The organism is Hymenobacter terricola (assembly GCF_017921975.2).
GTDB classification, from domain to species: Bacteria; Bacteroidota; Bacteroidia; order Cytophagales; family Hymenobacteraceae; genus Hymenobacter; species Hymenobacter terricola.
In genome coordinates, this window is sequence record NZ_JAGEMO020000016.1 from 174,882 (window position 1) to 189,595 (window position 14,714).

General features: G+C 62.2%; 7 protein-coding genes. 6 read left to right on the top strand and 1 reads right to left on the bottom strand.

The window, feature by feature from the left end:
- The first annotated feature begins 33 nt into the window (after positions 1-33).
- The 6 genes from J4G38_RS13790 to J4G38_RS13815 all read left to right on the top strand — a co-directional run bounded on the left by J4G38_RS13790 (position 34) and on the right by J4G38_RS13815 (position 14,394).
- Positions 34-1,272: a DUF1972 domain-containing protein gene (locus J4G38_RS13790; RefSeq protein WP_210517304.1), complete on the top strand. Its 1,239-nt coding sequence runs from the start codon at positions 34-36 to the stop codon at positions 1,270-1,272.
- Positions 1,273-1,676: 404 nt separating this feature from the next.
- Positions 1,677-3,023 carry a sigma-54-dependent transcriptional regulator gene (locus tag J4G38_RS13795; protein ID WP_210517302.1) on the top strand — a complete coding sequence of 449 codons (1,347 nt, stop codon included), beginning with the start codon at positions 1,677-1,679 and terminating at the stop codon, positions 3,021-3,023.
- 34 nt (positions 3,024-3,057) lie between these two features.
- A complete protein-coding gene (locus J4G38_RS13800; RefSeq protein ID WP_210517299.1) occupies positions 3,058-6,648 on the top strand; it encodes a PAS domain S-box protein in 3,591 nt (1,196 codons plus the stop codon).
- 610 nt (positions 6,649-7,258) lie between these two features.
- Entirely contained in the window at positions 7,259-12,679 is a 5,421-nt protein-coding gene (locus J4G38_RS13805) for a beta strand repeat-containing protein (RefSeq protein ID WP_226163399.1), read from the top strand.
- Between the two features lie 456 nt (positions 12,680-13,135).
- A complete protein-coding gene (locus tag J4G38_RS13810; RefSeq protein ID WP_210517295.1) occupies positions 13,136-13,555 on the top strand; it encodes a helix-turn-helix domain-containing protein in 420 nt (139 codons plus the stop codon).
- A 77-nt stretch (positions 13,556-13,632) separates the two neighbouring features.
- The gene (locus J4G38_RS13815) at positions 13,633-14,394 is read left to right on the top strand and encodes an SDR family NAD(P)-dependent oxidoreductase (protein ID WP_210517293.1); all 762 of its coding nucleotides are present in this window, start codon (positions 13,633-13,635) and stop codon (positions 14,392-14,394) included.
- Between the two features lie 92 nt (positions 14,395-14,486).
- Here the strand turns inward: J4G38_RS13815 and J4G38_RS13820 are convergent, their stop codons facing one another.
- Positions 14,487-14,660, bottom strand: a complete 174-nt coding sequence (locus J4G38_RS13820) for a hypothetical protein (protein WP_210517290.1) — start codon at positions 14,658-14,660, stop codon at positions 14,487-14,489.
- Between the last annotated feature and the right edge of the window lie 54 nt (positions 14,661-14,714).

Genomic DNA, 14,714 nt, shown 5'->3' on the forward strand with positions numbered 1-14,714 from the left:
CCTTTCCCCGCACCCTCCGTTCGAATTTTACTGATGTCCACCAACACGCATAAGAAAGTTGCCATTATCGGCACTGTGGGGCTGCCGGCCTGCTACGGCGGTTTCGAAACCCTGACGGCCTACCTCGTCAAGTACCTGCACGAGCAACACGACCTGACGGTGTATTGCAGCGGCAAAACCTACCCCAAGGCCGAGCGCCGCTCGCACTACGAGGGCGCTAAGCTGGTGTACCTGCCCTTGCGGGCCAATGGTATGCAAAGCATAATATACGATTGTCTGTCCATTCTGCATGCCGTGTTTTTTGCCGATGTGCTGCTGGTGCTGGGCGTGCCGGGGGCCTTTATACTGCCTTTTGTGCGCTGGTTCACCAACAAGAAAATCATTGTTTCCATTGATGGCATCGAGTGGCGGCGCGAGAAGTGGAGCCCTTTTGCCAAGCGGTTTCTGCGCTGGTCCGAGAACCTGGCGGTGAAGTATTCCCACGCCGATATTTCCGACAACGACGCCATTCAGAACTACACGGCCCGCGCCTACAGCACCCAGAGCCGCGTCATTGAGTACGGCGGCGACCACGCCCGCCCGCAGCCCATCACCGACGAAGCCCGGGCGCAGTATCCGTTCCTGGCCCAGCCCTACGCCTTCAAGGTGTGCCGCATCGAGCCCGAAAACAACGTGAGTATGGTGCTGGAGGCCTTTTCGGAATTGCCGAGCTACACCTTCGTCATCGTGGGCAACTGGAAAAACAGTCCCTACGGCCGCCGCATTTACGCCCAATACGGCAACGGGGCCTTCCCCAACCTGCACCTGCTCGACCCCATCTACAACCAGGAGCAGCTCGACATGCTGCGCAGCAACTGCGCCGTGTACGTGCACGGCCACAGCGCCGGCGGCACCAATCCCTCGCTGGTGGAGGCCATGAGCCTGGGCCGGCCGGTGCTGGCCTTCCACGCCTCGTTCAACAAGGCCACCACGGAAAATAAGGCCATCTACTTCGCCACCAAAGCGGAGCTGATGCAGCAAATCAAAGACACCAGCATGGTGACCTGGCTGGAGCTGGGCCAGCAGATGCAAAGTGTGGCCAACCGCCGCTACAACTGGGCCGTCATCGCCCGCAAGTACAATTACCTCATCCTCAAAGTATCGGGCATGGTAAGCCGGAACGCCAAGCGCGGCCTGCACTCCCAAATCAGCCAGCTGCCGCCCGCCGACCTGGTGGCGAACCAGTTAGGCCAGTACGCCGCCCTCAAGATGTTTTACGACGAAGAGGCCTGAGGGCCCGGTCATCCGTGCCTCGAAGGCCGGCTTTTTACAGGCGTTCGCTTCTCCGCCGCATTGGGTGCGGCTTCACTGGCCAAGGGACTGATGCCGCCCATCCTGGCTTAGGGCAATGAATCAAAAATTTTTTTCATCGTGTAATTACAGGATTATATCGACTAAAACGAGATGTTAAACGAGTGATGAGGTAAATTTAAGTATCTTTGTTATTAAGCAATTTGTAAAAACTTAATTCCTGCAATTAAGGAGTTTGCCATTTGCTATTTACTTAAATTCAACCTCTTACCTGTACTGGTCCACCAAAGGGGCCAGTGGGCTTCGGCCCAGCTGGCCAGCCCTTACCGCAGCTCACCAGTCCTGAAGGCGCATTGCCTCGCATTACCGAGCCGGTGAATAGAAATATGGGCATCCCTTTCATCATCTTCATCGTGGAAGATGACCCTTGGTATGGGCAATTACTGCATTATCACCTTTCCCTCAACCCGGAAAACACCGTGCACCTGTGGACGTCGGGCCAGGAATGCCTGGACAACATGCACTTGCTGCCCGATGTGGTGACCATCGACTTTTCGCTGCCCGATATCAGCGGCGACAAGCTGTTGAGCACGTTGCGGCAGCGCTGGCCCGAGGTGCCGGTCATCGTCATCAGCGCCCAGGACAAGATTACGACGGCCGTGCGGCTGCTCAAGATGGGTGCTTCCGACTACCTGGTGAAGGACGACAACACCAAGGATTTTCTCTGGAATGCCATCCAGAAGCTGCGCGAGACCACCGGCCTGCGCCAGCGGGTGAAAAGCCTCGAAAGCCAGCTCCAGGCCAAGTACGACTTCAGCAAAATCATGAAGGGCAACAGCCCGGCCATCAAGCGCATTTTTGGGCTGATGGAGAAGGCCGCCCAAACCCCCGTCAACGTGTCGATAACCGGCGAAACGGGCACGGGCAAGGAGTTGGTGGCCAAGGCTATTCACATGAATTCGGGGCGGTACCGCAAGCCGTTTGTGGCCGTGAACATGGCCGCCATTCCCACCGAGCTGCTGGAAAGCGAGCTGTTTGGGCACGAGAAAGGCGCTTTCACCAGCGCGGTGGCCCGCAAAATCGGCAAGTTTGAGGAGGCCAACGGCGGCACCCTGTTCCTGGACGAAATCGGGGATTTGAACCCCGCCATCCAGTCCAAGCTGCTGCGGGTATTGCAGGAGCGCGAATTGCAGCGCGTGGGCGGCAACGAACGCATCCGGCTCGACGTGCGCCTCATCACGGCCACGCACAAAAACCTGGCCGACGAGGTGCAGAAAGGCACTTTCCGTGAAGACCTGTACTACCGCATCATGGGGCTGCCGCTGCTGCTGCCGCCCCTGCGCGAGCGCGGCCAGGACACATTGTACCTGGCCAAATACTTCGTGGACGAGTTTTGCCAGGAGTACGGCAAGCCCGCCCTGGTGCTGGCCCAGGATACGCTGGACAAGCTGCAGGCCTACGACTACCCCGGCAACGTGCGCGAGCTGAAAACCATTGTGGAGCTGGCCGCTGTGCTCAGCAACGGCCCGGAAATTCTGCCCGCCGACGTCATGTTTGCCCCGGCCGGGCGCGACACCAATTTCCTGAGCTCGGAGAAAACCCTGCGGGCCTACACCTGCGCCATTGTGCGGCACTACCTCGACAAGTATGACGGCAATGTGCCGCAGGTGTCCCAAACGCTGGACGTGGGCAAGTCTACGATTTATAAGATGATACAGGACGGCGAAGTATAGCCGGCCGGCGTTTCCATTTCTCTGTACAGTGCCCATGCCTCCCAAGCCGACCCGTGCCATGCTCGAGCACGCGCTGCACCAGCGCGGTGCCGAAATCGTTGAATTGCGTGCTCAGCTGGCCGCCGTCATGGCCCCCATTCCGCCGGGGGTGGGCAACCCCGGCGAATTCCTGGGGCAGGTGCAGGGCCTCTGCGCCGGTATTCTATTGGCCGACCCGCAGGGCCGCATCACCTGGGCCAATGCCGGTTTTCTGGCGCACTGCCACTGCACGCTGGCCGACCTGGTGGGCCGGCCGCTCTCGGACCTGCCGCCCGGCATGCAGCCCAATGCGGACATCCAGGCCACGGTGGCCGCCCGGCTGGCCCATCAGAAGGCCTTTCAGTTTGAGCTGCCGGACCAAAACCCCGAGCACACCCGCAACTGGCTGCGCCTCAAAGTGCAGCCCCTGCACAGCGCCGCCCAGGGCGAGGTCGAAATGTTCCTGGGCTTTCTGGAGGATATTACCCTCAAGCGCAAGGCCCAGTGGGCCCTGGCCGAAAGCGAGAAGCGTTTTCGGGACCTCACCGAACACGCGCCGCTGGTGCTCTACTACGGCCATCAGAACACCAGCGGGCAGCGGCACATCCTTTATTGTAGTCCAAAGCTGAAGGAGCTGTTTGGCATCGATGACGTGGAGCAGCTACGCGATTTCATTCACCCCGAGGACAAGGCCGCCTGCGAGGCCATCATCGGCGCGGCCGTTGGGGTCAATACGCCGGTGGCCATTGAGTGCCGCCTGCTGGTGCCGGGCCAGCCGCCGCGCTGGTGCCGGGCCATTTCGACGCTGTCGGGCCAGAACGAGCACGGGGTGGACTACCGGGGTAGCATCGAAGACATTACCCTGAGCAAGCTGGCCGAGGAGGAAGCCCGCCGCAGCACTCTACGCGGGCTGCTCGTGATGGAAGGGCTGGGCATGGGCAGCTGGGAATACCACTATGCCACGAAGCGAACTACGGTTTCGCCCGAATGCAAGAACATGCTGGGCTACCATGAGCAAGCCGGCATTGACGAGCACATCGTTCTCGCCGACTATATTCACCCAGACGATTTAGTGCTCACGAACCAGGAATGGACGGCCTGTCAAAGCGATGAAAAGGAGCTGTTTGCCTGCGAACACCGCGTGCGCTGCCACGATGGGAGCTACAAATGGGTGCTGAACCGGGGCGTGGTGACCAAGCGCGACACGCAGGGCCGGCCGCTGATTTTTACGGGCGTTATCGGGGATATTTCGGTGCGGAAACAAGCGCAGGCGGCCCTGACTACCACGGCGCTGCGCCTGACCACGACCATCAAAAAGATGAAGCGGGGCGTGTTGCTGGTGGACGAAAACTACAAGGTGGTCCTCACCAATAATTCCCTTTGCCGGCTATTCGACCTGAATACGTCGCCCGAAAAACTCATCGGCACCGATTACTACTTGCTGGAAGAACAGATAAGAAGATGCATCGCGGGACCAATTGGCGAGGCACCGGACATGTCCCTGCTGATTGCGCGCCGCATCGAAGCGCGCGTGGACCTGTTCAGCCTCCGCAATGGCCGCCTGGTGGAGCGTGATTTCATCCCGGTGCGCGACGGCGACACGGACATCGGTTTCCTCTGGAAGTTTGAGGACATCACCGAGAGCTACAATGCCGAGCGCAGCCTGCGCATGCGGGAGGAGAAATACCGCACCATCATCGACAACATGCAGCTCGGGCTGGTGGAGATGGACCTGGAAAAACGCGTGCTCTACGCCAACCCCAACTACTGCCGCATCATCGGCTACGACAACGAGGAATTGCTCGGCAACCCCTTGCCTTCCTTGTTGATGCCCTACGGCAGCCTGCCGCACCTAGAACAGCAGGGCAAACTGCTGCGGGAGCAAGGGGGGAGCATCTCCTACGAGATGCCCATCGTGACCAAGGACGGCGAAACGAAGTGGCTCTTCAACAGCGCCTCCCCGCTCTACGACCAGGACCATGCCGTGACGGGCACCATCGGCATCATTCTCGACATCACGCACCAGAAGGAGCTGGAGCAGAACCTGCGCGAGGCCAAGCAGCAGGCCGAGCACTCGGCCAAAGCCAAGGAGCTGTTTCTGGCCAACATGAGCCACGAAATCCGCACGCCCATGAACGCCATCCTGGGCATGAGCCAGCTGCTGGCCAAAACCCCGCTGGCCACCCGCCAGAGCAACTACCTGCACGCCATCACCACCTCGGCCCAGAACCTGCTCGTCATCATCAACGACATCCTGGACCTGTCCAAGCTCGACGCCGGCCGGATGAGCATCGAGCAGGTGGGCTTCAACGTGCCCCGCCTCTGCGCCCAGGTCGAGAAAACCCTGCTCTACAAAGCCGAGGAAAAGGGCTTGGGCCTGCTCATCCGGGTGAGCCCGCGCGTGCCCGACGTGGTGCTCGGCGACCCGCACCGCATCACCCAGATTCTGCTCAACCTGGCCGGCAACGCCGTCAAGTTCACCCCCAAAGGGGAAGTTGCCATCGAGTGCGACGTGGTGTGCTTTCACGCCGGCGCGGTGGAGCTCGCCTTCGTGGTGCGCGACACGGGCATCGGCATCGACGCGGCCTACCTGAAGCAGATTTTTACCGAGTTCAGCCAGGAGGACGTCTCCATCACCCGCAAGTTTGGCGGCACGGGCCTGGGCCTGAGCATCTGCCGCAGCCTGGCCCGGCTGATGGGCAGCGAAATCGTGATTGAGAGCGATAAGAACATGGGCACCACCATTCAGTTCTCCCTGTCGCTGCCCATTGGCACGGTCGACGACCTGCCGCAGCGCCGGGCGGCGGCCAGCACCAACGGCCAGGGATTGCGGGGCAAGCGCGTGCTGCTGGTCGAAGACAACGAATACAACCGGCTGATGGCCAAAACCTTTCTGCTGAACGCGCACATGAAAGTGACCGAGGCGGAAAACGGCGAAATAGCCATCGAATGCATGCGGGACCAGTCGTTCGACCTGATTCTGATGGACGTGCAGATGCCCGTGATGGACGGCTTCGAAGCCACCCGCCACCTGCGCCAGGAACTGGGCCTGACCATCCCCGTTATTGCGCTGACGGCCTCGGCCGTGAGCGGCGAGAAAGAAAAATGCCTGGCCGCGGGCATGGACGATTACCTGACCAAGCCGTTTTACGAGGATGAGCTGTTGCAGCTCATCTACGACTGGGTGCTGCGGCCCCCCGGCCGGCCGCTGGCCCCCAGTACCGCGCCAAACGTGGCCCCGGTGCCGCAGCACCAGCTCTACGACCTGAAGCTGTTGCAGAGCATGGTCCAGGGCGACCAGAAGTTTATCGCGTCGATGCTGCAAACGTTTATCAGCAGTACCCGCACGGCTCTGCGCGACCTGCACGCGGCGCTGGCCGTGGGCAACCTGGCCGGGCTGCAGGCTACGGCCCATAAAATGTGCCCCAGCCTGCGGCATCTTCAAATTCAGCCCGCAATTAAACTAATGGATGTTTTGGAAAGTTGGTCGGGGCCCTTTTCCTACGACGACTTGCAGCCCTTGGTCGAAGCCGTCGACCTGCTATTGCGCGAAGTAATTCTCGGAATGTCTGCCGAGCTGGAAGCGCGCCGCGCCAATGGGAACTGAATACCTGAGCAGCGGCTCCAGCTTTCAGACAGCCGCTCTAAAAAACAGATTTATCAGCAAAAACAGTGTTCATATAACCATCACATAAACAGCTGGTTGTGTCGAATAAAAAAACTGGTATAGGCATGGCTACAGAGCAGAAAAAAAACCTGCAATGGAACCATCTATACTGCGTGACAAAAGACCCATCGGCCCATCGGCCGGCCCCACTTCTTCCCGGAAGTGGCTATTGCAGGTGAGCCTGCTATTCAGCCTGTTGCCGCTGGGCCGCTGGGGTCGCACCCCGCCCCCGCCCACGGTAGCCCTCCGCCCGGTGCCGGCTGCCCCCGTTGGGCACTTCGTTGTCCCGTGCCCGGTGCCATTGGTAGCTGCTCAGCGGGTACTGCTACCTGCGATGGCGTGCTACTCCCCCCCGGCCGCGCCATCCCCGGCCTTTCTGATTATGGGCCTATAAAATCCGGCTAGGCGTTTCGAGGCAATGGTCCTGAGCGCGGCGCGCCCTTTGGCCAGGTCCGGCCGGCTACACCGAGGTGCATTTGCCCCTGGCCCCGGCCAGATTCCACTACCTGCCGCAGTTGCAGGTACCGTTTACCTTTCTATTCCCCTACACATGTTGTTTTGTTTTTACGCTCGGGCTAAGGCTTTGCGGACGCGTTTCGGACTGCTCTTATGCCTCCTGCTGGGCGTTGCGCCCGCGGTGCGGGCGGCCAATTACTACTGGGTGGGCGGCTCCGGCCTCTGGAACGACCTGGACCACTGGTCCATGAGCAGCGGCGGTCCCGCCAGTTACACGCAAGTGCCGCAAAGCACCGATAATGTCTACTTTGATGCCAATTCCTTCACGGCCAGCAACCAGACAGTCGCCATCAGCGCGACCGTTACCTGCCTCGATATGGACTGGACCGGGGCCGTGCACGCGGTGGCTGGTGGCACCACCACCGGCGGCACGCGCCTCGTGGGCAGCGGCACCGTTGAAGTAAACGGCGACCTGCGCCTGGCCCTTGGCCTGGGCCGTCAGGATGCTAGCTTCAGCCTGCTGGCCACCTCGGCCGGGCACTTCATTGATTTGCAGGCCGTGCCCATCAACGGCTGGCTGAGTTTCGATAGCAAGCCGGGCGGCTGGTTGTTCACCAGCGATGCCAACCTGGTGCAGTACGGCGCCACGCCCAGCTTACTGCTCAATGCGGGCACCATCGACTTTGGCAGCGCCAAGATATCCTGCTTTGGGGTGCGCAGCACGGGCGCACTGTCCCGAAACATTCAGCTCACAAGCAGCATATTTAATTTGCTGGCGCCCGTCAATACCTGGGAGGTATCGGGCACGAATCTGGTTTTTGACGCGGGGGCCAGCACCCTGCGGCTGGGGGCCACGGCGCGGGCCACGGCCAACGGGTACTCGTTCATAAGCTCGGCCCAGGCCTACAACGTGGTGGAAGTGGCCGCCGGGGCCACGGCAACATTTAACGCGGCGGGTTCGGCTTTTAACAATTTGATTATCAACGGAAATACTACGATAGCCAGCGCGGCCACCATTGCCGGTACGCTGGCCGTGGGCCGCGACGTGGTGCTGCGGGCGGCGGCCGGACAAGTCTTGTCTTTTGCCAGTACGGCGCAATTGACATCCGGTGGTGACTGCGCCGGGCTGGCCAACCTGCAATCGAGCGTGCCAGGCAAGGCGGCAACCTTTAAACGGACCGGGGGCTGGGGCAATGCCGGACTGAATTACGCGGCGGTACAGGATATTATCTTCAGTGGGGGCACTACGCTGCTGGCAACGGCCTGCCTGGACCGGGGCAACAACCAAGGCGCCGTATTTAGCGGGCTTTCTGTCAGTGACCTGTACTGGGTGGGCGGCGCGGGTGCCTGGCACGATGCCAGCCACTGGGCTTCCGTCAGCGGCGGCAGCGCCAGCGGCAATACCTGCTTGCCTTCGTTGGCCACTAACGTGCATTTCGATGCCAATTCCTTTACCACCAGCGGCCAGGTAGTGACCCTGGACGGACCCAACGCCTTTTGCCGCGACCTGGACTGGACGGGCGCCGATTCCCCGTTTTTCAGCGGAGATGCGGCCACCGTGGCCGCGCCGCAGCTGGGTATCGGGGGCTCGCTGACGCTTATCGCGACGATGGCCCTGGACCTGGCGGCCGACCTGGTTTTTTACGGCTACGAGGCTGGCACACCGGCCGCCACGGTCCTGACCGCCAACCGGATACTGACGGGTAATCTGTATTTCCGGGCCCCAGGCAGCACCTACACCTTGCTGGATGCCCTGACGCTGGCCCCCGGTGCCACCTCGCCCAACGGCCGCATTTACATCGAAGCCGGCACCTTCAATAGCAATAATCAGGATATTACGGCCCAGGGCTTTACCAGTGGCTACGCTGCCACGTCATCCGTGTTCGGCACGGGCACGGCGGGCGGCGGCCCAGCCAGTGCTTCGCCAGTGCTGGTAAACCTGGGCAATAGCACGCTGACCCTGACGCCCGCCTCCGCCACGAGCGACGTGGGCGCGCGCACCACCTATACCTGGGACGTGGCGGCGGGGGCCGTGCTCAACGCCGGTACCAGCACCATTCGCATTGGCACCAACGCGACCTACAACCAGCCGGCGTACTTCCGTGCGGGGCTGGGCAAGCAATACCACACGGTGGCCTTCACCGACCCGGCGGCGCTGTCGCTGCCCTCCCTGGTAACGGGCGGTGGCGCGGCGGCTACGTTTGACCAGCTCATTTTTGCCGGCTCGGCCGATATTAATGCCAGCAGTACGTTCACGCAGCAGCTGGTGCTGGCGGCGGGCCATGCCTATACATTTAACAGCACCACTCAGACTTTTGCCCCCGACGCGCAGCTCAACGCCTTAGGCGGCTGCGGCGGCTTTCTGAGCATTAGCGGAGCCAGTGCCACCGCCGGGGCCACGTTTAGCAAGCCTGCCGGCGGCATCCAGCCTGACCTGGTGATGCAATTCGCGGCCCTACACAATGTCGCTTTCACGGGTGGGAACAGCTGGACGGCTAACCAAAGCCTCAACAATGGCGGCACTACCGGGGTACTATTTACCAACCCCCCGGTGGCGCGCACGCTGTATTGGGTGGGCGGCTCCGGCCTTTGGAGCGCGCCGGGCCACTGGGCCCTGAGCAGCGGCGGAGCGGGTGTAAACTGTGCTCCCAATCAACTCGATGATGCGGTTTTTGACGCCCAATCCTTCACTGCCCCCAATCAGGTAGTTACCCAGGACGCGGCCCACGCCGCCTGCCGCAGCCTCAACTGGGCCACCGCCACCAATGCCCCCACCTTCAGCGGCATCAGCACCAACAAACTCAGCGTGCACGGCTCCATTACCTGGAGCCCGGCCATGAGCCAGCTGCTGCTGGGCGAAACCCTGGTGCTGGGGGCGGCCACCCTTACCAGCGCGGGGCAGGCCTTTGGCGGTGCCCTGACCATCAATGCCCCCGGTGCTACCGTGGGGCTGGCCGATGCCTTCTTGCAGCCCCGCACGGCGGGCAATGGCCTGACCTTGCTGGCCGGTACCTTCCTTACAAATGACCAGCCGATGCGGGTGCGCAGCCTGCTGAGCAACCCCTTGCCGGGCATCGCCCCGCCCGCCCGCACCCTGCGCCTGGGCACTTCCACCGTGGAAATCACGGCCGGCAACTGGACCATTACCCAGCCGGCTTCGCTCACGTTTGATGCGGGCACCTCGACCATTTTCCTTAGCACCGGCACGTTCTTCAATGGCAACGGCTTTACCTACAATGCCGTGCAGATGGGCGCCGGATTTCTGCACGCGGTGGGCGGCAACAGCACCATTGCCACCCTGCTGCTGGCCGGCGTCAATATTCTCACCGGCAGCAACACCATCACCAGCCAACTGACCCTGGAGCCAGGCTCGACCTTCCGGTTTGGGGCGGGCACCACTACCACTTTTGCGGCGGGGGCCAGCGTGCAGGCCAGTGGCACGGGCACCAAGGTCATCACCCTGCAAAGCACCATCAATGGCCAGGCCTTTGTCTGGAGCAAGCCGGTGGGGGTGGGCCCCACCGGCACGGTATGCGCCAGCTACATCTACATGCGCGACAGCCAGGCCCAGGGCGGCGCTTATTTCGAGACCGGTCAGCAGGCCAATAACCAGGGCAATACCAGCGGCTGGAGCTTTGCTTACCTGCCCCAGGCTGCGTCCCGCAGCCAGCAGGTATGCCCGCAGCTGGGCGCGCACACACTACGCTTCACTTTCGCGGGGCTCGACCGGCTCACCCAGCTGCCCACCACGCTGGCGGCGGCCCAGTTCCCGCTCACGGTGGTGCTGCGCAACCTGACGGCCGGCACGAACCAGACGATTTCCGTGCCCAGCGCTACTTACGACCATCCCGTGCCCAACAGCACGGCCACCACTACTTACCAGGTAATCAGCGTGGCCACCAGCAGCGCCAATTGCAGCGCCCTGACCAATGCCGGTACGTTCCCGGTCGTGACCGATGCGCCCTTGAATGGCCCGGACGGGCAGTGGACCGGCATCGGTGCCGGCCCCGACTGGCTCGATTGCCAGAACTGGGCCAGCGGCACCGTGCCCACCGCCACCACGAACGTAACGGTGGCCGCGAGCGCGCTAATGCCCGTATTGAACAGCCCCGGCGCGGCAGTGGCCACCTTGCGCGTGCTGCCCGGTGGCCAGCTAACCCTGGGCAGCGCCGCCGAACTCGCCGTAACGGGCGACTGGCTGAACGCCGGCACCACGGTGCTGGACCCGGCCAGTCAGGTATCGTTTGTGGGCAGCAGTGCGCAGGCCCTGGCCGGCGGGGCTTTTGGCCGCGCCGTGGTGAACAACCCCGCCGGCCTGTTGCTGCAAACCGATGCCAGCACGGCTACCAGCCTGACGCTCACGGCAGGGCTCATCACCACGGGCTCGTACAAATGGCTGCACACCAATCCGGTGGCCAACAGCCTCACCAGCAGCGGCAGCGCCAGCTACGTGGTGGGTAATCTGCGGCTTAGCATTGCCGGTGGCACCAGTGCCGCCTACACTTTCCCCGTGGGCACGGCTGGCCAGTATGCCCGCCTTGACCTGCTCAGCAGCCAACTCGTCGGCACCAGCTTTCTTGACGCCCAATTCGGCCCCAAAACCGACCCCGATACCGGCCTGAGCTGTACCGAAGCCATGCCCAGCGCCCTCCGCTACCTCGCCGTTTACCCGGCGGGTATCTGGACGCTGACCCCCGATGCGCAGCCAGTCAGCGGCACGTATGCTGTGCAGGCCTATCTGGCTCCGTTCACCGGCCTGGTCGACAATGAATTCGGTATTCTGAAGCGTCCTGATACCAGCATCAGCGCCGCCGACTGGAGTACCGGCGGGGGCGTCCTTAGCCCCAGCAACGGCGCGGGCCGCCGCGTGGCCGATGGCTATGCTTTGCGCAGCGGCTTGCTCAGCTTCAGCCAGTTTGGCCTGGGGCAGGCCGAGGCGTTTGTGCCCCTGCCGGTTACCCTGGTGTCGTTTCAGGCCGTGGCGCGCGGGCATGCGGCCATTCTCACCTGGGCCACGGCCCAGGAGGTAAACAACGACCATTTTGAAATTGAGGCTTCGACCGACGGTCAGGTATTTAAGTTCGTGAAGTTGGTCCCGGGCCACGGCTCCAGCGCCATCGCCCATACGTATGGCTTCACGGATGAGCAACTCCCCAATTATGGCGTTCAGATAGTGTACTACCGCTTGCGGCAGGTAGACGGAGACGGGACCAGTCATTATTCGTCGGTGCGGATGGTAGCAGCAGTCGAAAGCGCCGAAAGCTTTGCCGTGTACCCAACTGTGCTCGCAACAGGTGAAACCCTCCACTACGCCCTCGGCGAGGCCGTGGCCGCGCAGGCCGCCGGGGCCGAGTTACGCGTCTACACCCTGACTGGCCAATGCCTGACCACGAACGTGCTGGCCCCCGGCGCAATGGGTAGCATAGTCCCGGCCCGGCTGCTTCCCGGCTGGTACCTGGTCCGGCTGCGTCTGGCCAATGGCCATATCCTGACTGCCAGTTTCGGGGTGCAATAGGCATGCTGGGTCATCACGCCGTTGCCGTCGCTGCCCGTGCGCGTTAGGTAGGCCGGGCGCTCGACCCTGGGCCATCAAGCTGCCCCTGCGTCAGGGCAACTGCTTTATGACCAGCACGAAGTGGGTTGCGAATCGAGCAGCTAGCTGCGCGTAGTGCTGGCGGGTGCACAGGGCATTGCCCCAGGTACTTCCCTCTACATGCACCTGGGTGGGACAGTGGGCGTTGAGGGCCGCGTTCAGATTTACCCGCTCGCGGCCGCTGCCCGTGGGCAGGGGCCGGGCCCCGCCTTTTTCGGTTCAGGCCCGGGTGCAACGCGTGTCTGGTCGCCCGCAACGTCATGCGGAGCGGAGCCGAAACATCTTTACTGCGTAAGTAATTTATTACTATTGCGGTAGAGATGCTTCGGCTCCGCTCCGCATGACGTTGCGGCGTTTTCTTGCCAAACCCCACCAACCATGACCACCACGCCCATCCCCAAAAAGCTCCTGACCCGGCAGCACGAAATCACCGCCGATTTCCTGCGCGAAGTAGACCGGCACCTGGCCGACATCGTGGCCGGCCGGGCCACCGAGATGTTCGAAGTCCGTGACCTGGCCGGGGTGCTCTGCATCCACCCCACGCATTTGAGCAACACCATCAAGCTGGCCACCGGGCATTCGCCATGCTATTTTTTCGAGGCCCGCATCATGGACGTGGCCCGGGAACTGCTGCGCGACCCCGGCCGCTCGGTGGCCGACATCGCCGCCAACCTCACCTACGACCCTTCCAATTTCACCAAGTTCTTCAAGCGCTTCCAGGGCGCCACGCCCAAGCAGTACCGCGAGCAGGAGTGGGCCGCCCGGCGCGAGGCCCAGGCGGAAGCTGTCACCATTTAAACTGAACTACTCACCACAAACCCGGCGGCCGCGGGCCGGAGCTTTGCCTCATCATTCACCAGCCAATTATTGAACCGATGAGCACTCCCAAAATCGCCCTCGTGACCGGCGGCAGCCGCGGCCTGGGCAAAAACATGGCCCTGAGCCTGGCCGCCAAAGGCCTCGACGTACTCCTCACCTACCACAGCCAACGGGCCGAAGCCGAAGCCGTGGTGGCCGAAATCCGGGGCCACGGCCGCAAAGCCGCCGCCCTGCAGCTCGACGCCAGCAATGCCGGCACCTTCGACGCCTTTTTCGAGCAGGTAAAAACTACGCTTCGCGACACTTTTCAGGCCGAGCGGTTCTACGCCTTGGTTAACAATGCCGGTACCGGCCTGCACGCCGCGTTCGCCGATACCACCGAGGCCCAGTTCGATGAGGTGCTGAATATTCACTTCAAAGGCCCCTTCTTTCTCACCCAAAAGGCCCTGCCGCTGCTGGCCGACGGCGGGCGCATCATCAATGTTTCCACCGGGCTGGCCCGTTTCACGCTGCCCGGCTCATCGGCCTACGCAGCCATGAAAGGGGCCATCGAAGTCCTGACCCGCTACCAGGCCAAGGAGCTGGGTGCGCGCGGCATTGCCGTGAATACGGTGGCCCCCGGTGCCATCGAAACTGACTTTAGCGGCGGCGCGATGCGCGACAATGCCCAACTCAATGCCTTCGTGGCCTCCCAAACGGCCCTGGGCCGCGTGGGCCAGCCCGACGATATCGGCGGAGTAGTGGCTTTCCTCTGCTCCGACGAGGGCCGGTGGGTGAACGCCCAGCGCCTCGAAGCCTCGGGCGGCATGTTCCTATAGCCACCGCGCCCGGCCAGACACGAAAAAAGCCTTCCCGCTATGCAGCGGGAAGGCTTTTTTTGTGTAGTCTTGCGAGGCAGCGGCCGTATCGGCTATTTGCCGGCCGACTTGCGCTGCCGGTAGGAATCCACTTGCTGGCGCAATATGGCGAGTAAGGCGCCGTAGCGCTGCCGGGCTTCCTGCGTGCCTTCCAGCTGTTGAAGGCGGGAGTTGATTAGCTCGGAGAAGTCTTCTACGGAGTAGGAGCGTTTAGGCGCGCTGGACACGGGTTTAACAACAAGAGATAATCGGGCAAAATAGCGAAGCGACTGCGCTTAGTA

What these genes read in the sequence shown, in the direction of transcription:
- J4G38_RS13790 (WP_210517304.1), top strand. Translation starts at nt 34, where the DNA reads ATGTCCACCAACACGCATAAGAAAGTTGCCATTATCGGCACTGTGGGG.
- J4G38_RS13795 (WP_210517302.1), top strand. Translation starts at nt 1,677, where the DNA reads ATGGGCATCCCTTTCATCATCTTCATCGTGGAAGATGACCCTTGGTAT.
- J4G38_RS13800 (WP_210517299.1), top strand. Translation starts at nt 3,058, where the DNA reads ATGCCTCCCAAGCCGACCCGTGCCATGCTCGAGCACGCGCTGCACCAG.
- J4G38_RS13805 (WP_226163399.1), top strand. Translation starts at nt 7,259, where the DNA reads ATGTTGTTTTGTTTTTACGCTCGGGCTAAGGCTTTGCGGACGCGTTTC.
- J4G38_RS13810 (WP_210517295.1), top strand. Translation starts at nt 13,136, where the DNA reads ATGACCACCACGCCCATCCCCAAAAAGCTCCTGACCCGGCAGCACGAA.
- J4G38_RS13815 (WP_210517293.1), top strand. Translation starts at nt 13,633, where the DNA reads ATGAGCACTCCCAAAATCGCCCTCGTGACCGGCGGCAGCCGCGGCCTG.